Source organism: Leifsonia shinshuensis, assembly GCF_013410375.1.
GTDB classification, from domain to species: Bacteria; Actinomycetota; Actinomycetes; order Actinomycetales; family Microbacteriaceae; genus Leifsonia; species Leifsonia shinshuensis.
The window spans coordinates 1,710,710-1,733,855 of record NZ_JACCFL010000001.1; the positions used below are offsets into that span (position 1 = coordinate 1,710,710).

23 protein-coding genes and 1 riboswitch are annotated in these 23,146 nt (G+C 73.0%); of the genes, 11 read left to right on the plus strand and 12 right to left on the minus strand.

Going from position 1 to position 23,146, the window contains the following annotated elements; translation table 11 throughout:
- Nucleotides 1-41: 41 nt before the first annotated feature.
- Nucleotides 42-635, minus strand: coding sequence for an NADPH-dependent FMN reductase (locus HNR13_RS08375; RefSeq protein WP_179605323.1), 594 nt, complete (start codon nt 633-635; stop codon nt 42-44).
- Nucleotides 636-809: 174 nt separating this feature from the next.
- On the opposite strand from HNR13_RS08375, the gene HNR13_RS08380 reads away from it, so the two are divergent.
- Complete coding sequence (locus HNR13_RS08380) at nt 810-1,091, plus strand: hypothetical protein (RefSeq protein ID WP_179605324.1); 282 nt, start codon at nt 810-812, stop codon at nt 1,089-1,091.
- 73 nt (nt 1,092-1,164) lie between these two features.
- Entirely contained in the window at nt 1,165-4,140 is a 2,976-nt protein-coding gene (locus HNR13_RS08385) for a helix-turn-helix transcriptional regulator (protein ID WP_179605325.1), read from the plus strand.
- Nucleotides 4,141-4,248: 108 nt separating this feature from the next.
- Here HNR13_RS08385 and HNR13_RS08390 read toward each other — a convergent pair whose 3' ends face one another.
- A complete protein-coding gene (locus tag HNR13_RS08390; RefSeq protein ID WP_246312735.1) occupies nt 4,249-4,635 on the minus strand; it encodes a TraR/DksA family transcriptional regulator in 387 nt (128 codons plus the stop codon).
- 101 nt (nt 4,636-4,736) lie between these two features.
- Here HNR13_RS08390 and HNR13_RS08395 point away from each other — a divergent pair, with 101 nt between their 5' ends.
- Nucleotides 4,737-5,027: a hypothetical protein gene (locus HNR13_RS08395; RefSeq protein ID WP_179605327.1), complete on the plus strand. Its 291-nt coding sequence runs from the start codon at nt 4,737-4,739 to the stop codon at nt 5,025-5,027.
- A 53-nt stretch (nt 5,028-5,080) separates the two neighbouring features.
- Here the strand turns inward: HNR13_RS08395 and HNR13_RS08400 are convergent, their stop codons facing one another.
- The 4 genes from HNR13_RS08400 to HNR13_RS08415 form a co-directional block, all read right to left on the minus strand.
- Complete coding sequence (locus tag HNR13_RS08400; protein ID WP_179605328.1) at nt 5,081-5,569, minus strand: glutathione peroxidase; 489 nt, start codon at nt 5,567-5,569, stop codon at nt 5,081-5,083.
- A 91-nt stretch (nt 5,570-5,660) separates the two neighbouring features.
- Nucleotides 5,661-6,572 (minus strand): sulfurtransferase, encoded by a 912-nt coding sequence (locus tag HNR13_RS08405; protein ID WP_179605329.1) that lies wholly within the window; start codon nt 6,570-6,572, stop codon nt 5,661-5,663.
- A 76-nt stretch (nt 6,573-6,648) separates the two neighbouring features.
- Nucleotides 6,649-8,034 (minus strand): L-serine ammonia-lyase, encoded by a 1,386-nt coding sequence (locus HNR13_RS08410; RefSeq protein WP_179605330.1) that lies wholly within the window; start codon nt 8,032-8,034, stop codon nt 6,649-6,651.
- Between the two features lie 76 nt (nt 8,035-8,110).
- A complete protein-coding gene (locus HNR13_RS08415) occupies nt 8,111-8,281 on the minus strand; it encodes a hypothetical protein (RefSeq protein ID WP_179605331.1) in 171 nt (56 codons plus the stop codon).
- Nucleotides 8,282-8,368: 87 nt separating this feature from the next.
- Between HNR13_RS08415 and HNR13_RS08420 the strand changes: the two genes are divergently transcribed.
- The 4 genes from HNR13_RS08420 to HNR13_RS08435 all read left to right on the plus strand — a co-directional run bounded on the left by HNR13_RS08420 (nt 8,369) and on the right by HNR13_RS08435 (nt 11,083).
- On the plus strand, nt 8,369-8,611 hold the full coding sequence (locus HNR13_RS08420; protein WP_179605332.1) for a helix-turn-helix domain-containing protein: 243 nt from the start codon (nt 8,369-8,371) through the stop codon (nt 8,609-8,611).
- Complete coding sequence (locus tag HNR13_RS08425) at nt 8,604-9,113, plus strand: Clp protease N-terminal domain-containing protein (RefSeq protein WP_179605333.1); 510 nt, start codon at nt 8,604-8,606, stop codon at nt 9,111-9,113. Before HNR13_RS08420 ends, HNR13_RS08425 begins: the two co-directional genes overlap by 8 nt.
- Before the next feature lie 138 nt (nt 9,114-9,251).
- On the plus strand, nt 9,252-10,268 hold the full coding sequence (locus HNR13_RS08430) for an ATP-binding cassette domain-containing protein (protein ID WP_179605334.1): 1,017 nt from the start codon (nt 9,252-9,254) through the stop codon (nt 10,266-10,268).
- Nucleotides 10,265-11,083 (plus strand): ABC transporter permease, encoded by an 819-nt coding sequence (locus HNR13_RS08435; protein WP_179605335.1) that lies wholly within the window; start codon nt 10,265-10,267, stop codon nt 11,081-11,083. Before HNR13_RS08430 ends, HNR13_RS08435 begins: the two co-directional genes overlap by 4 nt.
- 78 nt (nt 11,084-11,161) lie before the next feature.
- Here HNR13_RS08435 and HNR13_RS08440 read toward each other — a convergent pair whose 3' ends face one another.
- Nucleotides 11,162-14,476 (minus strand): BTAD domain-containing putative transcriptional regulator, encoded by a 3,315-nt coding sequence (locus HNR13_RS08440; protein WP_179605336.1) that lies wholly within the window; start codon nt 14,474-14,476, stop codon nt 11,162-11,164.
- Between the two features lie 57 nt (nt 14,477-14,533).
- Here HNR13_RS08440 and HNR13_RS08445 point away from each other — a divergent pair, with 57 nt between their 5' ends.
- The 3 genes from HNR13_RS08445 (at nt 14,534) to HNR13_RS08455 (ending at nt 16,075) form a co-directional block, all read left to right on the plus strand.
- Nucleotides 14,534-15,115 (plus strand): class I SAM-dependent methyltransferase, encoded by a 582-nt coding sequence (locus HNR13_RS08445; RefSeq protein ID WP_179605337.1) that lies wholly within the window; start codon nt 14,534-14,536, stop codon nt 15,113-15,115.
- Between the two features lie 193 nt (nt 15,116-15,308).
- A complete protein-coding gene (locus HNR13_RS08450) occupies nt 15,309-15,542 on the plus strand; it encodes a FitA-like ribbon-helix-helix domain-containing protein (protein ID WP_179605338.1) in 234 nt (77 codons plus the stop codon).
- Nucleotides 15,539-16,075, plus strand: coding sequence for a type II toxin-antitoxin system VapC family toxin (locus HNR13_RS08455; RefSeq protein ID WP_179605339.1), 537 nt, complete (start codon nt 15,539-15,541; stop codon nt 16,073-16,075). Before HNR13_RS08450 ends, HNR13_RS08455 begins: the two co-directional genes overlap by 4 nt.
- 16 nt (nt 16,076-16,091) lie before the next feature.
- Here the strand turns inward: HNR13_RS08455 and HNR13_RS08460 are convergent, their stop codons facing one another.
- Together HNR13_RS08460 and HNR13_RS08465 are read right to left on the minus strand one after the other, a co-directional pair.
- Complete coding sequence (locus HNR13_RS08460) at nt 16,092-16,715, minus strand: CoA-binding protein (RefSeq protein ID WP_179605340.1); 624 nt, start codon at nt 16,713-16,715, stop codon at nt 16,092-16,094.
- Nucleotides 16,712-18,010 (minus strand): O-acetylhomoserine aminocarboxypropyltransferase/cysteine synthase family protein, encoded by a 1,299-nt coding sequence (locus HNR13_RS08465; RefSeq protein WP_179605341.1) that lies wholly within the window; start codon nt 18,008-18,010, stop codon nt 16,712-16,714. Before HNR13_RS08465 ends, HNR13_RS08460 begins: the two co-directional genes overlap by 4 nt.
- A gap of 202 nt (nt 18,011-18,212) precedes the next feature.
- Nucleotides 18,213-18,277, plus strand: a riboswitch (guanidine-III (ykkC-III) riboswitch).
- Between the two features lie 11 nt (nt 18,278-18,288).
- Here HNR13_RS08465 and HNR13_RS08470 point away from each other — a divergent pair.
- A complete protein-coding gene (locus HNR13_RS08470) occupies nt 18,289-18,603 on the plus strand; it encodes an SMR family transporter (RefSeq protein WP_179605342.1) in 315 nt (104 codons plus the stop codon).
- A gap of 15 nt (nt 18,604-18,618) precedes the next feature.
- Here HNR13_RS08470 and HNR13_RS08475 read toward each other — a convergent pair whose 3' ends face one another.
- From HNR13_RS08475 to HNR13_RS08485, 3 genes are all read right to left on the minus strand, one after another.
- Nucleotides 18,619-19,653 carry a YeiH family protein gene (locus HNR13_RS08475; RefSeq protein WP_343063504.1) on the minus strand — a complete coding sequence of 345 codons (1,035 nt, stop codon included), beginning with the start codon at nt 19,651-19,653 and terminating at the stop codon, nt 18,619-18,621.
- A gap of 182 nt (nt 19,654-19,835) precedes the next feature.
- Nucleotides 19,836-21,425 carry a S53 family peptidase gene (locus HNR13_RS08480; protein WP_179605344.1) on the minus strand — a complete coding sequence of 530 codons (1,590 nt, stop codon included), beginning with the start codon at nt 21,423-21,425 and terminating at the stop codon, nt 19,836-19,838.
- A gap of 67 nt (nt 21,426-21,492) precedes the next feature.
- Nucleotides 21,493-23,139, minus strand: a complete 1,647-nt coding sequence (locus tag HNR13_RS08485; RefSeq protein ID WP_343063505.1) for a dolichyl-phosphate-mannose--protein mannosyltransferase — start codon at nt 23,137-23,139, stop codon at nt 21,493-21,495.
- Between the last annotated feature and the right edge of the window lie 7 nt (nt 23,140-23,146).

Consider the following 23,146-nt stretch of genomic DNA (forward strand, 5'->3'; position numbering starts at 1 on the left):
CAGGCTCCGCGGCGCCGTGGCGTCCGAGAGGAGCACGCCCGTCACCGCGGGGCGGGGACGACCGTGAGCACCCGCTCGATGTACTCGAAGAACGACACCATGAAGCCGCGCAGGAAGGCCTCCGTCGACTCGTTCGTGACGGTGCCGTCGTCCTCGATCAGCCCGGGCGTGAGGTGGATGTAGGCCTCCGGCGCGTTCATCTGCGGCGCTTGCAGGAAGCTCAGCATGCTGCGGAGCTGCTGCTGCGCGACGGCCGTGCCGATCGGCCCGGGGGAGGCTCCGATGACGGCGGTGGCCTTGCGGGCGATCACGTTCTCCCCGTACGGCCGGCTCGCCCAGTCGATCGCGTTCTTCAGCGCGCCGGGGACGGACCGGTTGTACTCCGGCGTGACGAACAACAGCGCCTGCTGGGCGGCGATGGTCGCCTTGAAGTCGCGGGCGACCTCCGGGAAGTCGCCATCGTAGTCGCGGCTGTAGAGGGGGAGGTCCGCGATCCCGATCTCGGTGAAGACCAACTCCTCCGGCGCCAGTTTCAGGAGCGCCTTCGAGAGCCGGCGGTTGATGGACCCTGTGGAGATGCTGCCGACGATGTAGCCGACGCGGTAAGGCGGTTGGAGCTCGTTGACCGTTGCCATGCCGCCAGCTTGCTCCGGTGTCGGGGCGCTGTCGAGTCCCGCGGCTGAGCCGTCCGCGCCGCCATCTGAGTCCTACCCAGGCCGGAATAGGGCATCTTCCCGATGTGGGAGGGGGTCCTTAGAGACGAGTCTGAGGACATCGAAGAAAGCAGTGCGACGAAGGGTGTGGGGATCATGATGCTGTCCGAGGAGTTCGTGGCGTCGCGGGTGTACGCGGGGGATGTCCAGCGGGCCGAGCGCGACCGGGAGCTGGTGCGCCGGCTCCGCGAGGAGCATGCGGAGCGCCGGGCCGAGCGCCGCGTGCAGCGCCAGGCGCGGACCGCGCGGGCGGACGGGTCCACGCCCGCGCCGGAGCCGGTCGCCGCGCCGGTGGAGGCAGCGCCCGTCGACGGGCGCGACGGCGTTCCGCAGACCGCGCGCGAGACGGAGCGGGAGCTCGCCCACGCCGGGCGGTGACCGCGGTTCTGCCCTGGGCGAAGCAGGGCGGACAGGGGGTTCGGATGTCGGTGGTGCATGGCACGATGAGGCCATGCGATCACCGGCGTCCAGCCCCACGATGATCGGGCGCGAGTCCGATCTGGAGGCGCTGCGCGACGAGCTGGAGACCGTCCGCCGCGACGGTGGGCTGCGCGCCGTGGTCATCGGCGGCGAGGCGGGCATCGGCAAGTCGCGCCTGCTCGCCGAGTTCCTGGCCGAGGCCGAGGGGACCGCCACAGTGCTGCTCGGCCGGTGCGTCGACCTCGGCAACGACGGAGCGCCGTACGCGCCGTTCGCCGCCATCCTGCGGCGCCTCATCGAGCTGCGCGGGCTGGACGCCGTGCTCGACGCGGCCGGCCACGGCGCCGGCGTGCTCTCGGTGCTCCTGCCCGAGCTCGCCGACGACTCCGCGGTCCCGGCGCGCACGGGTGCCGAACGGCTCTACGAGCTCGTCACGGTGCTGTTCGAGACGCTCTCCGCGGAGCAGCCGCTCGTACTCGCGGTGGAGGACCTGCACTGGGCCGACACGGCGACGCTCGAACTGCTGCGCTTCATCGTGCGGATGGCCGAGCGCGGCCGGCTCCTGGTGGTGCTGAGCTATCGCACCGACGAGATCACGCGCGGCCACCCGCTGCGGGCCTACCTCGCCGAGCTGGAGCGCACCCGCCGCGTCACGCGCTGGGAGCTCGCCCGCCTCGGCCGCGGCCAGGTGGAGGCGCTCATCACCCGGTTGCTCGGCTGCGAACCCGACGCCGCGACGGTCGACCGCGTGTACGAGATGAGCGAGGGCGTCCCGTTCTTCGTCGAGGAGCTCATCGGTATCGACGGCCTCGCGACCGGGGAGGACCTGCCGGAGACGCTCCGGGAACTGCTGCTCGCCCGGTTCGAGAAGCTCAGCGATTCCGGCCAGCGGCTGCTGCGCCTGGTCTCCGCGGGCGGGGTCTGCGTCGACCACGAGCTGCTCAGCGCGGTCTACGAGGGAACGCCCGACGAGCTCGACGCCGCGGCGCGGGAGGCCGTGGTCGCCAACGTGCTGGTCGCCGACTCGACCGAGTACACCTTCCGGCACGCGCTCGTGCGCGAGGCCATCCACGCCGACCTCCTGCCCGGGGAGCGCACGCGCTTCCACATGCGCTTCGCGGAGGCTCTGGAGGCGAGCCCGCAGCGCTCGGCCACACAGCTCTCCACGCACTGGCTGGCCGCCCACGACCTGCGCCGGGCCTTCCTGTCCTCGCTGGAGGCGATGAGCGAGGCGCGGATGTCGTACGCGTACGCAACTGCCGCCGCGATGGGCGACCGTGCCCTGGAGCTCTGGGACAGTGTGCCCGACGCCGAGGAGCTGAGCGCGCGCTGGCTGAAGACCGGCGGCCGCACCGAGCTGCTGGCGCGCACCGCGTCGGCGCTGCGCAACGCGGGCGACAACGAGCGCGCGCTCGCCCTGGTCAATGTGGCGCTGGAGACCGCGGGCGAGCTGCCGCCCGCCCGGCAGGCGCGACTGCTGCGCGACAAGGCGCAGTACCTCCAGAACCTCAACCGCGCCGGCGTGCTGGAGCTGCTGCAGAGCGCGCTCGACGTCGTCCCGCCGCACACGCTGCCGGCGGGCGACGGGCTCCGGCCGCAGCTGCTCGCCGAGCTCGCCGCGCGGTACATGCTGGCCGCCCGGTTCGACGAGGCGGTGACGATGGCGACGCAGGCGATCGCGGAGGCGGGAGAGAGCTCCGACGCTCTCCGCTCGATCGCGTACAACATCCTCGGCAGTTCACTCGTCTCCGTGGGCTCGGTCGAGCGCGGGCTGGCGGAGCTCGACGAGGCGCGCCGCCTCGCGGAGCACGACGTCGGCGCGGAGCTGCGCTACGCGGTCAACGCGTCCGACGCCATGAACAATCTCGGGCGCTACGCCGAGGCCGTGCTGATCGCCGAGGGCGGCGTCCGCGAGGCGCGGGCCAGGGGCGTCGAGCGCTCGTCGGGCGTGATCCTCTCCTCGAACACCGTCGAGCCGCTGCTGGCGCTCGGTGAGCTCGACCGTGCCGAGGCGCTGCTCGACCCCGCCCTCGCGCTCGACCCGCCGCCGAGCTTCCGCGCGCACCTGCAGCGCATGAAGCTGTGGATCACGCTGTGGCGCGGGGACCTGGAGACCACCGAGACACTGCTGCGCCGCTGGCACGGCGGGCTGCGGACGCTGGGGGAGCTGGAGGTGCAGTCCGAGCTGGGCGTCGCGCGGCTCGCCGCCGAGGTCGCGATCGCGCGCGGCGACGCCTTCGACGCCTGGGAGCACACCGCGCCCGTCCGTGCGGCGACCCACCGGCCGCTACCGGCCTACGACCTCCCCGTGCTCGCCGCGGCCGCACGCGCCCTCGCCGACGTGGCGTTCCACTCGCCGCAGGAGCGCGCCGACCGGGACGACCCGATCGACGTCGCCGCGGAGACCTCCGGCCTGGACGCGGCGCTCGCCGCCATCGAAGGCTGGCCGACCGCGGTGGCGTGGGGCCCGCTGATCCGCGCGGAGCTCGCGACCGCCCTCGCCGCCGCCACAGAACTGCCGGCCGACGCCGACGTGCCGGCCGCCGACCGGTTCGACGGCGCGCGCGTGGCCTGGGACGCCGCGGTCGAGGCGGCCGCCTCACCGCTCGCTCCCGCGCACCTGCATCCCTACGCGCTGGTGCGCGCCGCGCGGGTGGCCCGGGCGGCGGGGGACCGTCCGGCGGCGGAGCGACTCGCCGTCTCCGCCCGCGACGAGGCGGAGCGCACCGGCTTCGGCCTCCTCGCCGACGCGGCGGGAGCGCTGATCTCGTCGCGCGGCAACCGGGCGGTGGGCGGCCCGGCCGCGCTCGGCCCGGGCGCACCGCTCACCGAGCGCGAGGAGCAGGTCCTCGCCCTCATCGAGCAGGGGCTCAGCAACAAGCAGATCGGCGAGGTGCTCTTCATCTCGGCCAAGACCGCGAGTGTGCACGTCTCCAGCATCCTCCGCAAGGTGGGCGCAGCCAGCCGCACCGAGGCCGTCTACCGCGCCTCCCGCACCTCCCGCTGACCAGCAGCCATCGCTTCCTCGGTTCCTCCCGCGACACGCCGGGGCACGGCGGGAGGAACTGAGGACGCGATGGCGTGTGGACGCGATGGCGTGAGGGCGGGGCGCCGCTCAGCGTTCGGCGGCGACCGCGCAGACGATGCAGAGCTCGGTCGTCGGCCGCGCCTCCAGGCGCTGCACGCCGATCGCGCGTCCGCAGGTCGCGCAGGTGCCGTAGCGTCCCAGCCGGATGCGCTCGCGTGCCGCGTCCACCGCGGCGATGTCCGCGGCGGTCTCCGAGCGGAGGGCGTGCAGCCTGCTCCACTCCGAGCTCAGCGTCGGCCCCTCCGGGTCGTGCTCGTCGTCGGCGGTCGACTCCGACCGCGACGACAGCAGCGCCCCCAGCGCCTCCGCGTGCCGCTGCGACTGGGCGACGTCTCCCTGGCGCCGCTCCGCGAGCATCCTGTCGAACCGCTCCAGGTCGTCGGTGGTCAACCCGACGTCCTGGATGATGTACAACTCTCGTGTCTCCGGTGATTCGGTGTGCATCCGCGCACCCCCTTCCGATCCCGCCGTGTCAGCGTACGCCTCGGTTCGTGTTCGAGACGTAGGCTCGGCGCGTGCCTTCGTTTCGTGTGATCATCCCGGTCGGGCGGCTGCGGCCCGACGTGAGCCCGACCGCGGTCGAGCCGGCCGCTGCCGCAGCGGTCGCCGAGTGGACGACCGTCGAGGCCACCAGCGTCGACGTGGTGAGCCGCGAGGCGCGGCTGACCGTGCGATTCACCGCGGACGGCGCGCACGAGGCGCTCCGCGTGGCCGAGCATGCCGTGGAGGCCGTCGCCCTGCTCGCGGACACCGGGAACTGGCGGCTCACCGAGCGCGTCGGCGGCCGCTGGTTCCGTCGGGCCTGACGGCAGATCGGCACGACGGTCGATCGGCACGGTCCCCGGGCCGGGACGCCTGCTCAGACCGCCGCCGGCAGGGACGCCTCGATCAGCCCGACGATCCGCGGGTCGTCCGGTTCCATCTGCGGGCGGAAGCGGTGCACCGCGCCCTCCGGCGTGATGACGAACTTCTCGAAGTTCCACTTCACCTTGCCGGCCTTGCCGTCCCCGTCCGGGTGCGTGGTCAGCTCGGTGTAGAGCGGGTGGGCGTTGCGGCCGTTCAGCCGCACCTTCTCCATCATCGGGAACGTGACGCCCCAGGTCGTGGAGCAGTACTCCTTGATCGCGTCGGTCGAGCTGAGCTCCTGGAGGAACTGGTTGCTCGGGAAGCCGATCACGGTGAACCCGCGGTCGCCGTAGGTCTCCTGCAGCTTCTCGAGCTTCTCGTACTGCGGCGCGAGCCCGCAGCGGGACGCGACGTTGACGACGAGGATGACCTTGCCCGAATAGGCGGCGAGGCTGGTCGGAGCTCCATCGATGGTGTGGAACGGGATATCCATCAGGGTCATGCGTCGAGCCTACGTCCCGATACGGACCTGTATGCACGGATGCGGCGAAGACCCAGGAACGCCCCGGCCCAGGTCGTCAGGCGCCGATCCCTCAGGCGCTCGCGAGCGGCGCCGCCGGGTCGGACGCCCACTCGTTGAGCGACCCGTCGTACACGGTCACGTCGTCCCGGCCGAGCAGCGCCAGCGCGAGCGCGTCGGCCGCCGCGGCGATCCCGCCGCCGCAGTAGGCGACGATCGGGTCGGGGGAGGCGAGCACGTCGGCGAACAAACCGTGCAGCTCCGCGGGCGGCAGGAGCGCGTTGGTGGCGCGGTCCACCAGCCGCACCGCCGGCGCGCTCACGCTGCCGGGGATGTGCCGCGCGGCGAAGTCCTTCGGCGGCGCGCCGCACACCAGCGTCCCCGGCCGGTCGCCCGCGAGCAGGGCCGCGACGTCGTCGCGGTCGCTCCAGAACCCCGGGAGCTCGCGGGCCGCGAACGGCTGCGCGGGCGCGGGGACGACCGTCCCCGACTCCAGCGGGCGGCCCTCCTCGCGCCACTTCGTCAGGCCGCCGTCCAGCACCGCGACCCGGTCGTGCCCGAACGAGCGGAACAGCCACCACAGCCGCGAGGCCCACTGCCCGACCGCGCCGTCGTAGACGACCACGGTGGTGTCGGCGTCGACGCCCAGCACGGCCGAGGCCGCCGCGAACGCCGCGGCGCCGGGCCGGGTGAAGGGGAACGGTGCCGCCGGATCGCTGAACGGGTCGAGCAGGTCGGCGAACACCGCTCCGGGGAGGTGGCCCTCCGCGTAGCGCTCGCGCCCGCTCGCGTAGCTCGTGCGGCCGCCGTCGGTGACCGGGACGACCGAGGCGTCGATCACGACGAGGCCGTCGGAGCCGAGATGATCGCAGAGCCACTGCGTCGACACCAGCGGCCCGGCGAGCGCGGCGCCCAGCGCGGAGCCGCGGACGGCGTCGGGATCGGAGGCGGTCGGCTCGCCGGTGCGCGCGGTCGTGAGAGTCATGCGCACCACGCTAACCGGGGCCTCCGACGTCGCTCCAGGGCGCGCGCAACGGTGCGTAATCCGCGCTGTTCACACATCAGCACTCGATGACGTTGACAGCGAGTCCGCCCTCGCTGGTCTCCTTGTACTTGGTGGACATGTCCAGACCGGTCTGGCGCATCGTCTCGATCACGGTGTCCAGCGACACCAGGTGCGACCCGTCGCCGTGCAGGGCGAGCCGCGCGGCCGAGACCGCGGTCGAGGACGCGATCGCGTTCCGCTCGATGCAGGGGATCTGGACCAGCCCGCCGACCGGGTCGCAGGTGAGCCCGAGGTGGTGCTCCATCGCGATCTCCGCGGCGTTCTCGACCTGGGTGGGCGTCCCGCCGAGGACGGCGCAGAGCGCGCCGGCGGCCATCGCGCACGCCGAGCCGACCTCCGCCTGGCAGCCGCCCTCCGCGCCGGAGATCGACGCGTTCGCCTTGAACAGGGAGCCGATCGCGGTGGCGGTCAGCAGGTACTTGCGGATGCCGTCGAGCGACGCGCCCGGCACGAAGCGCAGGTAGTAGTGCGCCACCGCCGGCACGATCCCCGCCGCGCCGTTGGTCGGCGCCGTGACGACGCGGCCTCCGGAGGCGTTCTCCTCGTTCACGGCCAGCGCGAAGGCGTGCAGCCATTCCAGCGATGTGGCGCGTCCCGGGTCGTCCTGCACGCTCTCCAGGTGCTCCCGCATGGCCGCGGCGCGGCGCTTGACGCCGAGACCGCCCGGGAGGGTGCCGTCGCCGGCGAGGCCGCGCGCGACGCACTCCGCCATGGCCTCCCAGATCAGGTCGAGGCGCGCGTCCGTGGCCTCCGCTCCATGCAGGGCGGCCTCGTTGCGGCGCGCCACCTCGCAGATCGGGATGTCGAGCCGCGCGCAGATGGCGAGCAGCTCCTCGGCCGAGTCGTAGGGCAGCGGGTGCGCGGCGCGGGCGGCGAGGTCGGCCTCCTCGCCGTCGCGCCGGATGAAGCCGCCGCCGATCGAGTAGTAGGTCTCCTCCAGCAGGGGGAACGGCTCGCGCGTGCCGTCCGCGGCGCGGCCCCAGGCGCGCAGAGTGAGGGCGTTGGGGTGCCCGGGGAGCCGGGTCCGCGGCTCGAAGTCGATGTCGTCCTTGGACAGCGGGATGTCGCGCACGCCCGCAAGCCGGAGCGTCGCGCCCTCGCCGATCGCGGACCAGGCGCCGCGCACGTCGTCGGGGCGGCAGTTCTCCGGCTCGTTGCCGCGCAGTCCCGCGACCACCGCGTCCGGCGTCCCGTGTCCGATCCCGGTGGAGCCCAGGGAGCCGTAGAGGGTGCAGGTGACCTGGTCGACGCGCTCCACGAGCCCGTCGGCGACGAGACGGTCGGCGAACGCCTTGGCCGCCCGGAGGGGTCCGACGGTATGCGAGCTCGACGGGCCGATGCCGATCGAGAACAGGTCGAAGGCGGAGACGTACGCTGTCACTTCTCCAGTCTACGACGGCGCCCGCGCGGGATTCCCGCGCAGAGGCGCGCATCGGCGCAGAGATCCTGCGTGATCCTCACCCTTCGCGGACGCGCACCCTCGCGTCGCCCGGCGGGCACCAGGTGGTCTCCAGTCCGCCCTCCCTCGGCGTGTACTCGATGAGGAACTGACCGCCCTCGTCCGGTCCCTCCACCACCACGCCCGGGCGGTCCCCGAGCCACACGGTCGTTCCGACGCCGATGTCCATGGCGGTCACACTACGCCCCGGGCAGCGGAGGAGGGAGAAGTAGCAACTTAAGTTGACAAATCGGGTTAAGCAACTAAAGTTGCTCCCATGAACGCTCCCACCCCGGCTCCGGACCCGCTCGGCGGGGTCGCCGACGGCCTCGCCGCCGTCGTCGCCCTGCGCGAGCTCGCCGACCGGCTCGAAGACGCGGAGGTCGAGCACGCCCTCCGCGAGGGCTGGAGCTGGACCCAGATCGCCGACGCGCTCGGCGTCACCCGCCAGGCCGTGCACAAGAAGCACCTGCGCCGCGTCGCGGCCGCGGGCGTAGCCCTGAGGAGACGCAATGTCTGACATCCCTCCCGGAACCGCCAACAACGCCCCGGGCCAGCCGCTCTCCAAAGCGCTCCGCTCGGTCGTGATCGCCTCGGTCACCGAGGCGCAGCGCCGCAACGCGACACTCGTGGAGGCCGAGCACCTGCTGCTCGCGCTGTCCCGCGACGGCAGCGGCACCGTCCGCCAGGTGCTCGCGTCGGCAGGCCTCGACCCGGACGGGCTGGAGGCCGCGCTGCTCGCCGAGCGCGAGGCCAGCCTCCGGGTGGCCGGCGTCACGCCTCCGCCGGAGGAGCGCCTGGCCGCCTCGCCCCGGGTCGCCCGTCCGCGCTGGGGCGCGTCGGCGAAGGAGGCGCTCACCCGGGCGCACCGTGTCGCGTCGGCGCACCGCCGCCAGCGCTCGGGCGAGGCCGACCTCGTCACCGCGATCTTCGGGCTGGAGCTCGGCACCGTCCCGCGGGCGCTGACCCTCGCGGGCGTGGACCGGCCCGCGGTCGTCGCGGCGCTCCGCAACGCGGGCTGAGGCGCTCCCGCTCGCCCGCCGTCGTCCATCCCGCCGCCGCCGCTTACAGCGCCGCCGCGGCCCTGTAAGCGCGCTGTAAGCGCCGTGCAAGCGCCCTCGGCGAGCATCGACTCATCCACCTCACCAGGAAGGACCACCATGACTCGCAGCACCGAGTGGGCCGTCGAGGCCCACGGGCTCGTCAAGGTCTTCGGCGACAACCGGGCGGTCGACGGCGTCGACCTGAACGTCCGCGCCGGCACCGTCTACGGCGTCCTCGGCCCCAACGGAGCCGGGAAGACCACCACCATCTCCATGCTCGCCACCCTGCTCCGGCCGGACGGCGGCGACGCCTTCGTCTTCGGCCACGACATCCGCAGGGAGCAGCAGATCGTCCGCCAGCTCCTCGGCGTGACCGCTCAGTTCGCCTCCGTCGACGAGACGCTCTCCGCCAACGAGAACCTGATGATCTTCGCGCGCCTGCTCGGCCTCAGCGGCCGGGAGGCGAAGGCCAAGACCGCCGAGCTCCTCGAGGAGTTCGGGCTGACCGACGCCGCCAAGCGCCCGCTGAAGAAGTTCTCCGGCGGCATGCGCCGGCGGCTCGACCTGGCGGCCAGCCTGATCGCGCAGCCGCCGCTGATCTTCCTCGACGAGCCGACCACCGGGCTCGACCCGCGGACCCGCGCCCAGATGTGGGACACTATCCGCCGGCTGGTCTCCACCGGCTCCACGGTGCTCCTCACCACGCAGTACCTGGACGAGGCCGACCAGCTCGCCGACCGCATCGCGGTCATCGACCACGGCCGCGTCGTCGCCGAGGGCACCGCCGACGAGCTCAAGGCGTCGGTGGGGGAGTCGTCCCTCCAGCTGCGCCTGGCCGACCCGGCCGACATCGAGGACGCCCGCCGCGCCATCGCCACCGTGCTGGGCGTGGAGGCCGTCGTCTCGCCCGAAGGCTCCCGGCTCACCGCGCCGATGCGCGATGCCGACGCCGTCACCGACCTCTTCGTCACGTTCCGCGAGGCCGGCATCCACCTCCAGGAGATGTCGGTGCAGAAGCCGACCCTCGACGAGGTCTTCCTCACCCTGACCGGCCACGGGGTCGAGGACGAGAACGCCACGGACGACGAGTCCGCCGAGACCGCCGCGGCCGCAGCAGAAGGAGTCCGGGCATGAGCGCCATCGCCACCATCACCCCGCCCGCCGAGCGGAACCTCAAGAACCACGTCAGCCTGAGCCAGACCCTGGCCAACACGATCACGATGGCCCACCGCGGGCTGCTGAAGATCAAGCGGACGCCCGAGCAGCTGTTCGATGTGACGCTGCAGCCGATCATCTTCACGATCATGTTCGCGCTGCTGTTCGGCGGAGCGATCACGGGAAGCGTCTCGGGCTACCTGCCCTACCTGATTCCCGGGATCCTCGCCCAGACCGTCATCACCACCTCGGTCGTGACCGGTGTCCAGCTCCGGGAGGACATGGACAAGGGCGTCTTCGATCGCTTCAAGTCCATGCCGATCGCGCGCATCGCCCCGCTGTCCGGGGCCTTGCTCGCGGACACGCTGCGCTACGCCATCGCGACCACGATCACCTTCGTCACCGGCTTCTTCATGGGCTACCGGCCCGCCGCGGGGCTCGGCTTCGTGATCCTCGCGGGCCTGCTCGTCATCGTCTGCGCATGGGCGATCAGCTGGATCTTCGCCTTCTTCGGCGTGATCGCCCGCACGGCGGGTTCGGTACAGGGCATCTCGTTCCTGGTGCTGTTCCCGCTGACGTTCTTCTCGAACGCGTTCGTGCCCGTGAAGACGCTGCCGGAGTGGCTGCAGTGGTTCGTCAACATCAACCCGGTCTCGCACCTGGTCACGGCGGTCAGAGACCTCGCGAACAGTGGCACGTTCGGCGTCGACGGCTGGTGGGCGCTATTGGGCGCCGCGGTGATCGTCGCGGTCTTCGCCCCGCTCACCGTGCGCGCCTACATGCGGAAGGCCTGACCTCCCGCCCTCGGTCAGCGGCCGTCGCATCCTGCGGAGGGATGCGGCGGCCGCTTTTCGCGGCCGGGCCGCCCGGCCTCAGACCCGCACATCCCCCAGCACTTCGAGCCCGCGCACCGCGGCGGCGTCGCGTCCGAGGGTCGCGGCGGCCGCCTCCGCCGCCGCCAGCCGCTCGTCGCCCCAGACGCGGCGCACCCGCTCCGCCAGGGGCGGGCGGTGCAGGCTGACGATGTCCTGGCGGGAGTTCGACCGTCCCGCCAGCGCGAACAGCTCCAGTCCGGCGTCCACCCACTCGTCTCCGCGGGCCGCGCCGACCTCGGCGTCCAGCATCCAGATCGCGAACCCGAGCAGGCCGGTGCCGATCACCGGCTTGTCCAGGTAGGGCGGGCTGAGCCTCGCGCTCACCAGGAGGCGAACCCGCAGCCGGCGCGCGGCCTCGGCGGTCTCCGCCCGGCTCAGCGGGTCGGCGCCGGCGGGCCCGGCGCCCTCCGTACCGCCGGTCTCCGCCTCGTGCGCGCGCAGCCGCGCTGCGATCAGCGCGGCGCCCAGGATCGTCAGCCACGGGTTGGCGGTGGCGTCGCGTTCGACCGCCGTGTCGTCGGTGTAGACGCCGATCGCATCGTCGTAGAGTCGCACCCCGCGCGCGTAATCGCCCTCCGCGAGCGCGATCTCGGCCATCCCGGCGAAGCCGATCCCGTAGTAGTCGACATAGTCGAAGCCGGTGCGGTCGACCTCCTCGTGCAGGTAGTTCTCCAGCAGCCGGCGGCCGCGGTCCACGTCCCCGGCGGAGATGGCGTTGACGGCGATCAGCCAGTCCAGCTGGCGGAGGTCGCCCGCCGCCCGCAGCGTGGCGAGGCCCTCGTGCGCGCTCTCCGCCCAGGCGAGGGCCTCGTGCGGGTGCGCCAGCTGGCTGTGCAGCTGGGCGAGGGTCTGCGCGGCGGAGGCGCGCGACCAGGTGTCCTGCGCCTCGATCGCCTTCTCGTGCGCGCGCGTCGCGGTCGCGAGGGCGTCGTCGAGCTCGCCCGCGTTCTCCTGCAACTGCGCGGTGAGGAGGCAGCCCATCGCGGCCAGTTCGGGGTCCGTGGAGCGGCTGAACTCGGCCAGCAGCCGCATCCCGGGCTCCACGTGGCCGGCGGCGAGCACCAGCCCGGCGATCGCGCCGAGCCGCGGGTCGGCGAAGGGTGCCCCGCGCCGGAGCCTGCGCAGCCGTGAGATGGCGCGGACGGCGGTGCGCAGCCCGGCGAACAGGAAGGTGCCGCCGATCAGGGCGTAGCAGGTCGCCGCGGTCTCCCGGTCATCGCCCTCCGGCTCCCAGCCGGCGAGCGCATCGAGCACGGCCGTCCCGAAACCCAGGACCTCGGTGTGGGTGCTGCGCAGCGACCAGTAGTAGGCCAGCACCGCGAACACCCCGGCCGTCGTCGCGGGCCGGTCGCCGTCCAGCGCCGAGCGCAGCACCGCGACCAGGTTGTCCTGCTCGGCGGTCACCCGCGCGAACGTGGGCACCTGGTCGGGCCCGTGCATGTGCGCAAGCGCGTCCCGCGCGAACGACACCGCCCAGGCGTCCATCCCGGCCTGCACGTCGTCGGCCTCCCCGGCCGCGACGAGCTCCAGGTCGCCGAACTCGCGCACGGTCTCCAGCATCCGGTAGCGCAGGATGCCCGTGTCCGGGTCCTCGGAGACGGTGACGAGCGACTGGGTGACCAGCGCGTCGAGATCGTCGAGCACCGGATCGTCGAGCAGGGAGCCGGAGCCTGCTCCCGCGACCGCCTCCGCCGCGTCCGCGCTGAACCCGTCCGGGAACCGGGAGAGCCTGCGCATCAGCGCCTGCTCCGAGGCGGCGAGCAGGTTCCAGCTCCAGTCGATGACGGCGAAGAGCGTGCGGTGACGCTCCGGGGCGGTGCGCTCGCCGCCGGTCAGCAGCGCGAACCGGTTGCCGAGGCGGCGCTCGATCTCCTCGACCGACAGCGAGCGCGTGCGCGCCGCCGCCAGCTCGATGGCCAGCGGGAGGCCGTCCAGCCGGGCGCACAACCGCGCGACGGCATCCGGCGGCAGCACGACGCCCGGTCGCGCGGCGCGTGCGCGCTCGGCGAACAGTTCGACCGCCGGGCCGTCCTTCTCCGACGGCAGCGGGCCGAGCGCGTAGACCCGCTCCGCGCCGATCGCGAGCGGGGCCCGGCTCGTCGCCAGCACCCGGACGGTCGGGATGGCGGACAGGATGTCCTCGATGTAGGCGGCCGCGGCGTCCGCGATGTGCTCGCAGTTGTCGACGATGAGCAGGGTCTCCCGCTCGGAGAGCATCCCGAGGATGCGCGAGCGGAGGTCGAGCTGGGCGCCGGGCTCGGTGGGGCGCACGGCCCTGGCCTCCCGGATCCCGAGGGTCGACGCGAAGGCGAGCTCGACATCCGCCCCGGTGCGGACGCTGGCGAGCTCGACCAGGACGACGGTGGGGGTGTGGATGGCGCGGTGCCCGACCTCGTGCGCCAGCCGGGTCTTGCCGAGGCCGCCCGCGCCGAGGATGGTCGTCAAGCGGGAGGTCGCGACCAGGTCCTCGATCGCCTCCAGGTCGTACTCGCGCCCCACCAGCGCGTTCGGCGCCGTGCGGAGCCCGATCCGGATGCGGCGCGGCGCGGCGGGTTCGTGCTCGTCCTCCTCGGCGAGCAGCCGGGCGTTCAGGGCGACCAGCTCCGCGCCGGGACGCGTGCCGAGGCGGTCGAGCAGCGCCTCCTTCAGCTCGGCGAAGGCCAGCAGCGCGTCGCTGCGGCGGCCGGCGTCGGCGAGCGCGCGGATCCGCTCGGCGTGCAGGGCCTCGTCCAGCGGGCGAACGCGCAGTAGCTCCTGGAGGTCCGCGAGCGCGGTCGCCGTGTCGCCGCTCTCCCGCGCCGAGCGGGCGCGGACCAGCAGCAGTTCGTTGCGGAGGCCGTCGGCGGTCCGCGCCAGCTCCTCGCCGAGGCGCGAGCCGGCCAGTTCGAGCCCGGGCTCGCCGCGCCAGAGCGCCAGGCCGGCGTTCGCCTCGTCCACGGCGCCGCGGTGGTCGCCGGCGGACCGTGCCGCGCGGGCCCGGTCGAGCCGGAGACGGGCGAGGTCCAGATCGGTGCCGTGCGCTCCGACCGCCAGCGCATAGCCGCTCGGCGTCGACTCGAGGATGCCGTCGGCGCTGTTCGTGCGGACCCGCGACACCAGGGTCTGCAGGGCCGCGCGCTCCTGGCGCGGGGGAGCGTCGTCCCAGAGGTCCTCGACCAGCGCCGGGACCGAGAGGCCGCCGCGGGCGAGCGCCAGCGCCACGATGAGACTCTTCCCGCGCGTCCCGGACGGCTCGGCGAGCGCGCCCGCGCGGTCCTCGATGAGCACCGGGCCGAGCACGGCGACGCGGGGACGGGCTGGCGCGGATTCCACTCGCCGATTTTAGCCAGGCCGGGGCACTGCGTGCCGCGCCGCGCGTAGGCTCTGGCCATGGCGTTCGACTGGTCGCAGTTCTACGAGAAGCAGGGCGGGCGCGGCGTCCGGCCGACGTTCGAGTCGGCGCTCGCGGCGTGGGACAGGCCGGCGGGGACGGCGATCGACCTCGGCTGCGGCGACGGCGTCGAGACGCGGGAGCTCGCGGAGCGCGGCTGGACGGTGCTCGCCGTCGACTCCGACCCGGCGGTGGATGAGCGCGTGCGCGACGGGCTCAGCGCGGAGGCGACCGCGCGGGTCTCGACGCGGTGCGCCGCGTTCGAGGCGCTCGGCGACCTCCCCAGGGCCGACCTCGTGTACGCGGGCTTCGCCCTCCCGTTCTGCGACCCGACCCGTTTCCCGTACCTGTGGGCCGACATCCGGGACGCGATCGAGCCAGGCGGCCTGTTCGCGGGCGAGTTGTTCGGGCCGCATGACGAGTGGTTCGGGCGTCCCGGGATGAACTTCCACGACCGGGCCGGTGTGGAGGCCATGCTCACCGGGCTCGACGTGCTGCGGCTCGTCGAGGACGACCGGCGGGGGATGTCGTTCGAGGGGCCCAAGCACTGGCACGTGTTCCACATCGTCGCGCGGGCGTGAGGGGGCGGAGCCGGCTCGTGCCGGTCCGGGTGCGGGTGGATTTCCTCCCCAGCCGCTGACTCCGACCACTTCTCCACGGATCTCGGCCGTACCGGCTCTCCCGGTTCGCCCCCCGCCGAGGATGGATTCATCAGTCCGATCCTCACAGAAAGCGACACCTGCACAATGCATCCAACGCTGCTAAACTGCATGCATGCCCATTTCCATCACCATCCGCTCCGTTCCGGACGAGGTCCGCGACGAGCTCGCGGCGCGTGCGGCGCGCTCGGGGCGATCACTTCAGGAGTACCTCGTGCATGAACTCACCCGTATCGCCGGCAAGCGCACTGTCGACGACGTCATCGACAGCATCCGTCGCCGTGCGGAGCACTTCCCGCCCCTCGACCGCGAGGCCGTGGCGGACATGATCGCCCGGAGCCGCGAATGACGGCGGCAGGGGCGGCGGCAGCGGCGGCGGTGCGGCGGCCGTCCGCCCACGCCGAGCAGCCCGCTGCGCGATCTTCGGCGTCACCGGGCGATCCCCTCGAGCACGGCTTCGGGCTGCCGGAGACGGTCGTGGTCGACACCAGTTCGGTGATCGACCTCCTGACCGACCCGGGAGGGAGCGGCCGGGCCGTGGCCGAGCGCTTGCGCGGTCGCGACCTGGCCGCGCCCGAGGTGATGTTCGCCGAGGCCGCCAACGTCCTGCGCAAGCTGCGCCTGAGTGGTGCGCTGAGCGAGGCCGAGGCGTCGATGGCCTACGCCGAGCTCCTGGAGCTGCCGATCGAGCCCTGGCCGTTCGAGACCGTCGAGCAGCGCGTGTGGGACCTGCGCGGCACCCTGACCGCGTTCGACGCGACGTTCGTCGCCCTCTCCGAACTGCTGACGGCACCGCTCGTGACGGGCGATCGCCGGCTGGCGAGGGCGATGGACGCGCTGCCCGCCGTGATCGGCCGGCGAGCGGAGCTGGTGGAGGGGTAGTTCGGGGGGCGGCGCGTCAGCGGATGGTCTTGCGCGCCGTGATCTGGCCGGTGTCGAAGCCGAGCAGGTGCAGGCCGCCGTGGAAGCGGGCGTGCTCGATCTTGATGCAGCGGTCCATCACCACGGTGAGGCCGAGGGACTCGCCGTACTCGGCGGCCTCCTGGTTCCAGATGCCGAGCTGCACCCACACGGTCGGCGCGCCCACGGCGACGGCCTCGTCGATCACGGAGGGGATGTCGCTTGCGCGGCGGAACACGTCGACGATGTCCGGCACCTCGGGGAGGGAGGCGAGGTCGGGGTAGGCCTTCTGACCCAGGATGGTGTCGGCGTTCGGGTTGACGAAGTAGACCCGGAAGTCGCTCGACTGCAGCAGGTACGTCCCGACGAAGTAGCTCGACCGGGCGGGATTCGCCGAGGCGCCGACGATCGCCACGGACTTCGCGCCGCGGAGGATGCGCAGACGTTCCTTGGCGTCGGGGCCGGTCCAGGTGCGCTGCGACTTCAGCAGCTTCGCCAGCGGGGAGTCGGACGGGAGCGAGCAGCTGAGGCCGTTGACGAGCTGGACCTCGGTGGTCGCGCCGGTGCCGGTGGTGTCGGTGCCGGTCGTGCTGGTGGCCGTCGCGTCGGTCGTGGTCGTCATGCTGCCGCCTCCTTCACCGCTGCGCTGAGCGCCTGATCCAGATCGTAGATGATGTCGTCGACGTCTTCGATGCCGACGCTGATGCGCACGACGCCGGGGAGCACGCCGGCGTCGAGGAGCTGCTGCTCCGTGAGCTGGGCGTGGGTGGTGGAGGCCGGGTGGATGACGAGTGTCTTCGCGTCGCCGATGTTCGCCAGGTGGCTGGCGAGGTTGAGCGACTCGATCAGGCGCTGGCCCACCTCGCGTCCGCCCTTGACCACGAACGAGAAGACGCTGCCCGGGCCCTTCGGGAGGTACTTCTGCGCCCGGTCGTGGTGCGGGTGCTCGGGCAGCCCGGCCCAGAAGACCTTCTCGATCCGCGGGTCCTCGTCCAGCCACTCGGCGACGGCGCGGGCATTGTCGACGTGGGCCTGGATGCGGTACGGCAGCGTCTCGACGCCCTGCGCCAGCAGGAACGCCGAGTGCGGGGCCAGCGACGGTCCGATGTCCCGGAGCTGCTCCGCGCGGAGGCGGGTGAGGAAGGCGTACTCGCCGAAGTTTCCCGACCACTGCAGGCCGCCGTACGACGGGACGGGCTGGCCGAACAGGGGGAACTTCTCGCTGTGCCAGTCGAAGCGTCCGCTCTCCACCACGACACCGCCCAGGGTGGTGCCGTGGCCGCCGAGGAACTTGGTGGCCGAGTGGACGACGATGTCGGCGCCCCACTCGATCGGGCGGTTCAGGTAGGGGGTGGCGATCGTCGAGTCGATGATGAGCGGGATGCCGGCGGCGTGCGCGACCTCGGCCAGTCCCTCGATGTCGGCGATCTCGCCGGACGGGTTGGCGATGGTCTCCGCGAATAGGAGCTTGGTGCGGTCGGTGATCGCCGCCGCGTAGTCCGCCGGGTCCGCGCTCTGCACGAACGTGGTGTCCACGCCGAACCGGCGCAGGGTCACGTCGAGCTGCGTGATCGAACCGCCGTAGAGGTTGGCCGACGCGACGATGTGGTCGCCCGCTCCGGCCAGGGAGGCGAAGGTGATGTACTGCGCGCTCAGTCCGCTCGCCGTCGCAACGGCGCCGAGGCCGCCCTCCAGGCTCGCGATGCGCTCCTCGAACGAGGCGACGGTCGGGTTGGCGAGCCGCGAGTAGATGTTGCCGTACTTCTGCAGTGCGAACCGCGCGGCCGCGTCCGCGGTGTCGTCGAACACGAACGCGGTGGTCTGGTAGATCGGCAGTGCGCGCGCACCGGTCACGGGGTCGGGGATGTTGCCCGCGTGGATCGCACGCGTGCGGAAACCGTATTCGCGATCAGCCATGCGGCCACGCTACCCGAGGCCGCCGGAGCCCCCGGGGCGGCCGTAACACGCGGTCATGCGTCCGCGGCGTCCGGAGGCCGGCCCTGAACTCGGCGACCGCCGGCGCGCGTCGGCCGCCCCGTGGCGCCCTCCCGCACGCTCCCCGACGAGGCCGCCACCCGCTCTGCACGGCCCCTGCCCAGCCGGCGCGGCTAGGCTGGTGGGCGGTCGCCCGACAGCGATCCCGGACGACGGTTCAGTACCCGGCACGCGACAAGACTGGCCAAGGAGTCGTCATCGTGTCGTGGATCGTCCTCATCCTGTCCGGCGTGCTCGAAGCCGTCTGGGCGACGGCCCTCGGGAAGTCCGCCGGGTTCACCAAGCTGTGGCCGAGCGTCGTGTTCGTCGTCGCCGTCCTCGCCTCCATGGCCGGCCTCGCCTACGCGATGCGCGAGATCTCCACCGGGACCGCCTACGCCGTCTGGGTGGGCATCGGGGCCGCGCTCACCGTCCTCTACGCGATGGTGTTCGGCGGCGACGGCTTCTCGATCGTCAAGCTGCTGCTGATCCTCGGCCTGGTCGGCTGCGTGATCGGGCTCAAGCTGGTGCACTGACGCGCGGCCGCCGGCTCAGGCCGACAGCCACACCGCACCGAGGGCGAGCCCGGCGATCAGCGCCCAGGACAGCAGCCCGGTCGCGAGCGCGCGCCACCCCGTCCCGAGGAGGGTGCGCAGCCGCACCGCGGTCCCGAGCCCGAACAGCGCCATCGCGAGCAGGATCGTCTGCAGCGTGTCCGCGCCGTCGGTGAAGGCGGCCGGCAGCGGCACGAACGAGCGCACGAGCACTGCCGCGATGAACCCGGCGACGAACAGCGGGACGATCGGCGGCCGCTTGACGCTCGGGTCGCCCTCCACCTGCCGGCGGCGCTCGACGATCGCGGCGATCGCCACGGTCGGCGCGAGCATCAGCACGCGGGTGAGCTTGACGACGATCGCCACGGCGAGCGCTGCGGGCCCGGCGATCTGCGCGGTCGCGACCACCTGTCCGACGTCGTGGACGCCGCCGCCGACCCAGTGGCCGAACTGAACGGCCGTCAGGCCCAGCGGGTGCCAGAAGACCGGCAGCACGAAGATCGCGAGCGTCCCGCACAGCGTGACCAGCGCCACCGGGGTGGCGGCCTCCTCGTCCTTCGGCTTGACGACGCCGCTCATCGCGCCGATCGCGGACGCGCCGCAGATCGAGAAGCCGGTCGCGATGAGGAGCGGCTGGTGGCCGGGCAGCCGGAACAGCCGGCCGATCAGGAAGGTCCCCGCGAAGCTGAACACCACGATCCCGACGGTGGTGAGGATGGCGACCCAGCCGAGCCCGGCGATGTCGCCCAGGCTGAGCTTGAGCCCGAGCAGCACGACGCCGATCCGCATCAGCCGCTTCGCGCTCACGGCGAGGCCCGGAGCGAGCACGCCGGCGAGCGCGCCGCGCGCGGCCGGGAGCTGCCCGACGACGATCCCGAGCACGACCGCCGCCGTGAGCAGCGGGACCGCCGGCGCCAGCCAGTGGATGCCCCAGGCCGCGGCCGCGGCGAGGGCCGCGGCGGCGACGCCGGGCAGCCAGGCGAGCGCGGAGCGGGCGGGCGAAGGGGTGGGCTCAGTGGCGGGCGAGGTCACCGTCCCATTCTCGCGGCACCGCGCACCCGCTCCGGACACGGGCCGGCCCGCGCCGTCGCCCGTGGCCGCCCGGGCCCGCCCGGCGGGCCGGAGAGGGGTCGCGACACGCCGCTATCGCGGACCCATAGCGGCGTGTTGCGACCCCTCTGCGCGGCGAGCGGGTGGGAGCGCGACCGCCGCGGTCAGAGGACCGACTGCAGCTTCGTCCCGTCCGGCACTCCGAGTCCCGTGCAGGCGTCCCACCCGGCGCCCGCCGCGTACACCCCGTTGTTGCCCGAGGTGATGTCGCGGAAGCCGGCGGCGACCTGGCCGGCGCGGATGGAGTCGTAGAGTTTCGGCTGCACCAGGCCGAAGCGGGACCCGGCCGACTGGGCCAGCCGCGCGATCAACGCGGCCCACAACGGTGCGACCGCGCTGGTGCCGCCGATCACCAGGTCCTTGCCGTCGACGCGCACCTGGTAGCCGGTCTGCGGGTCGGCGACGGCCGACACGTCGGGGACGCCGCGGCCGCCGGGGCCGTTGGCGGCGCCTCCCGCGTCGGTGCCGCCCGGGCCGGAGGGCACTCCGACGTTCTGCTGCCAGGTCGGCAGCGCGAAGACATCGCTGACGCCGCCGCCGGTCGCGCCGTTGCCTGCGCCGTTGTTCCAGACGGTCTCCGACTGCACCACGCCGGTCGACGTGTTCGCCTCCAGACGGGTGCCGCCGCAGGCGAGCGCGTGCGGGGAGGAGGCCGGGAAGTCGACGTGCGCCTTGCCGTCGCTCGCGCGGTCGGTGCTGCCGTCGTCGCCGGCCGCCACGGTCGTCGTGACACCGAGGGCGGCCGCGTCCTGCAGGGCCTGGTCGAAGGCGTTGCGCGCCTGCGCGGTCCACTGGTCCTCCGACTGGCCCCAGCTGATGCTGATCGCCGCCGGGGTGGGCGTCGCGTGCGCGGCGGTGCTGACCGCGTCGAGGAAGCCGGCGTCGGTGTTGGGGGCGAAGTAGACGAGCAAGGAGGCGCCGGGCGCCAGGGCTCCGGCGACCTCGATGTCGAGCATGACCTCGCCGTCGGCGCCGTTCGGGTCCTGGCCGGGGACGTTCGCCGCGCCGTCCACACCGACCGCGGTGACCGACGGGGTCGGGATGCCCAGGCCGGCGAAGTAGGTGTCGAGATCGGCCTGCACGTAGCCGCCGCCCAGCTCGATGATGGCGATGGTCTGGCCGCTGCCGTCCGTGCCCGCGGGGAAGTCGTAGACCTTCCCGAGCTGGGGCGGGGTGTAGCTGGTGGCCGCAGCGGCGGCCGGCGTCAGCCGGAAGTGGGCGCGCGCTTGCGGGCGGTCGTCGAGGCCGAGCACCGCGGTCACGACGCCGTCGAGCTCCGCCGGGATGCTCAGTCCGCCGGTGCGCTGCCGGAAGCTCGGGGCGTCCGCCCCGGCGTCGGCCGGCCGGGCCTCGGCGAGGTCGGTGCCGAAGACGCGGGCCAGGACCGACACCGGTCCGGACACCCGCACGCGGCGCTCGGCCGCGTTCTCCTCGTCGATGGTCACGCCGAGGCTCTTGAGGGTGGAGGTCACCAGCTGGACGTCCTCCGGCGACGCGCCGTACCGCTCGCCCAGCTCCTGCGGGGTCAGCTGCCCGGTCAGGGCGTCGTCGGGGAGCGGCGCCCTGCGGCGCAGGATCAGCGTCGCCTGGACGGGCGTGTCCGGAGGGAGGGCTCCGTGCGCCTGGAAACCGGCGCGTTCGGGACGGTCGCTTCCGGGAAGGGGGACGAGGTTCAGCGGCTCTTCGGCATCCATACCCAACGGTCTACCACCCGGGGCCGACAGCGGAAGGCCCGAGATCGCCGGAGGTGAACGGCCGGTGTCAGACCCAGCTCGGCAGCCACATGTGGATCTGCCAGAACCAGAACGGCACCTGCTGCGCCGTCCAGATCGGCCAGAAGAACGCGCTGACCACGGTCGCGAGCGCGAGGAACACGGTGGTCCACGCGATGCCGCGTCTGCGCCGTGGCTCGGGGTCCGTCCGCTTGCCGAGCACGAGCGCGACGACGGCCGCGAGGGCGAGGATCAGGTACGGCTCGAAGGCGATCGCGTAGAACTCGAAGATCGTCCGGTTGATGTAGAGCAGCCAGGGCAGGTACCCCGCGGCCAGCCCGGTCAGGATCAGGCCGACCTGCCACTCCCGGTAGCGCGCCACCCGGTAGATCAGGTAGAACACCGCGGCAGCGGCGGCCCACCAGATGATCGGGTTGCCGAGCGACGTGATCGCCGCGGAGCAGCCGCCCGGCGACGTGCAGCCGCCCTGGCCGTCCGTGGTGCCGGTGTAGTACATGCTCGTCGGCCGGATCATGAACAGCCAGGTCAGCGGGTTGGCCTGGTACGGGTGCGGCACGTGCAAGTTGATGCTGTAGTTGTACATCTCCGTCTGGTAGTGCCAGAGGTTCTGGAACCAGAGTGGCACCCAGGACAGCCCGCCCGTCCACTGCGCGTGCACCGACTGCGCCCAGTTGCGGTAGTAGCCGCCGCTGGTCACCAGCCACCCGGTCCACGTTGCGATGTAGGAGACCAGCGCGATCGGCACCATGAGCAGGAAGGTCGCGGGCGCCTGCTTGAGCACCGCGCCGCTGACGTAGAAGGCGACACCCTCGCGGCGCCGGGCGACGAGGTCCACCAGCACCGTGTAGACGGCGAAGAACGCGAGGAAGTAGAACCCGCTCCACTTCACCCCGGCGCAGAGCCCGGTGAGGATCCCGGCGGAGATCAGCCACGGCCGCCACCAGAGCACCGGGCCCCAGGAGGGGTCCCGCCCGGCCGAACGCGCGGCGAGGAGCTTCGCCGCCAGCCGCCTCGCGTGCCAGCGCCGGTCGAGCAGGACGCAGCCGAACGCGAGCAGCGCGAAGAACATCACGATGTTGTCCAGGAGCGCCACCCGGCTCATCACGATCGCGTGCCCGTCGATGGCGAACAGGAACCCGGCGATCGTCGCGACGATGGTCGAGGAGAACAGCGCGCGGGCGATCAGGAAGACGACCAGCACGGCGAGGATGCCGACGATGGCGGTCGACAGCCGCCAGCCGAACGAGTTGCCTGCGCCGGTCGCCGCCATCCCGAGGGCGATGATCCACTTGCCGAGCGGAGGGTGCGCGACGAAGGACGGCGAGGACTCGAAGATGTCGGTGTGGCCCGCGTTGAACGACTGGTCGGCCTTGTCGGGCCAGCTGCCCTCGTAGCCGAGGTGGAACAGGCTCCACGCGTCCTTCACGTAGAAGGTCTCGTCGAACACGAGCACGTGCGGGGAGCCGAGGTCCCACAGCCGCAGGACGGCGGCGAGCAGCGTGACCCCGATCGGCGCCCCCCAGTACCAGAGCTTCAGCCGCAGCGGGGTGCGCAGCACGCGCGCCCACCAGTCGTCGAGGCGGCTGCCGGTCCGCGCCGGAGCGACGTGCGCCGCCGGGTGCGGGCCCGCGGGGGCCGCGGCGGTGTCGCCCGCGAGGGGTGAGGGTGAGGTCACCAGGACA

Coding starts and splice junctions, on each gene's coding strand:
- HNR13_RS08445 (WP_179605337.1), top strand. CDS start 14,534: ATGGCGTTCGACTGGTCGCAGTTCTACGAGAAGCAGGGCGGGCGCGGC.
- HNR13_RS08430 (WP_179605334.1), top strand. CDS start 9,252: ATGACTCGCAGCACCGAGTGGGCCGTCGAGGCCCACGGGCTCGTCAAG.
- HNR13_RS08380 (WP_179605324.1), top strand. CDS start 810: ATGATGCTGTCCGAGGAGTTCGTGGCGTCGCGGGTGTACGCGGGGGAT.
- HNR13_RS08375 (WP_179605323.1), bottom strand. CDS start 635: ATGGCAACGGTCAACGAGCTCCAACCGCCTTACCGCGTCGGCTACATC.
- HNR13_RS08400 (WP_179605328.1), bottom strand. CDS start 5,569: ATGACCCTGATGGATATCCCGTTCCACACCATCGATGGAGCTCCGACC.
- HNR13_RS08425 (WP_179605333.1), top strand. CDS start 8,604: ATGTCTGACATCCCTCCCGGAACCGCCAACAACGCCCCGGGCCAGCCG.
- HNR13_RS08415 (WP_179605331.1), bottom strand. CDS start 8,281: ATGGACATCGGCGTCGGAACGACCGTGTGGCTCGGGGACCGCCCGGGC.
- HNR13_RS08385 (WP_179605325.1), top strand. CDS start 1,165: ATGCGATCACCGGCGTCCAGCCCCACGATGATCGGGCGCGAGTCCGAT.
- HNR13_RS08450 (WP_179605338.1), top strand. CDS start 15,309: ATGCCCATTTCCATCACCATCCGCTCCGTTCCGGACGAGGTCCGCGAC.
- HNR13_RS08460 (WP_179605340.1), bottom strand. CDS start 16,715: ATGACGACCACGACCGACGCGACGGCCACCAGCACGACCGGCACCGAC.
- HNR13_RS08420 (WP_179605332.1), top strand. CDS start 8,369: ATGAACGCTCCCACCCCGGCTCCGGACCCGCTCGGCGGGGTCGCCGAC.
- HNR13_RS08405 (WP_179605329.1), bottom strand. CDS start 6,572: ATGACTCTCACGACCGCGCGCACCGGCGAGCCGACCGCCTCCGATCCC.
- HNR13_RS08480 (WP_179605344.1), bottom strand. CDS start 21,425: ATGGATGCCGAAGAGCCGCTGAACCTCGTCCCCCTTCCCGGAAGCGAC.
- HNR13_RS08435 (WP_179605335.1), top strand. CDS start 10,265: ATGAGCGCCATCGCCACCATCACCCCGCCCGCCGAGCGGAACCTCAAG.
- HNR13_RS08465 (WP_179605341.1), bottom strand. CDS start 18,010: ATGGCTGATCGCGAATACGGTTTCCGCACGCGTGCGATCCACGCGGGC.
- HNR13_RS08455 (WP_179605339.1), top strand. CDS start 15,539: ATGACGGCGGCAGGGGCGGCGGCAGCGGCGGCGGTGCGGCGGCCGTCC.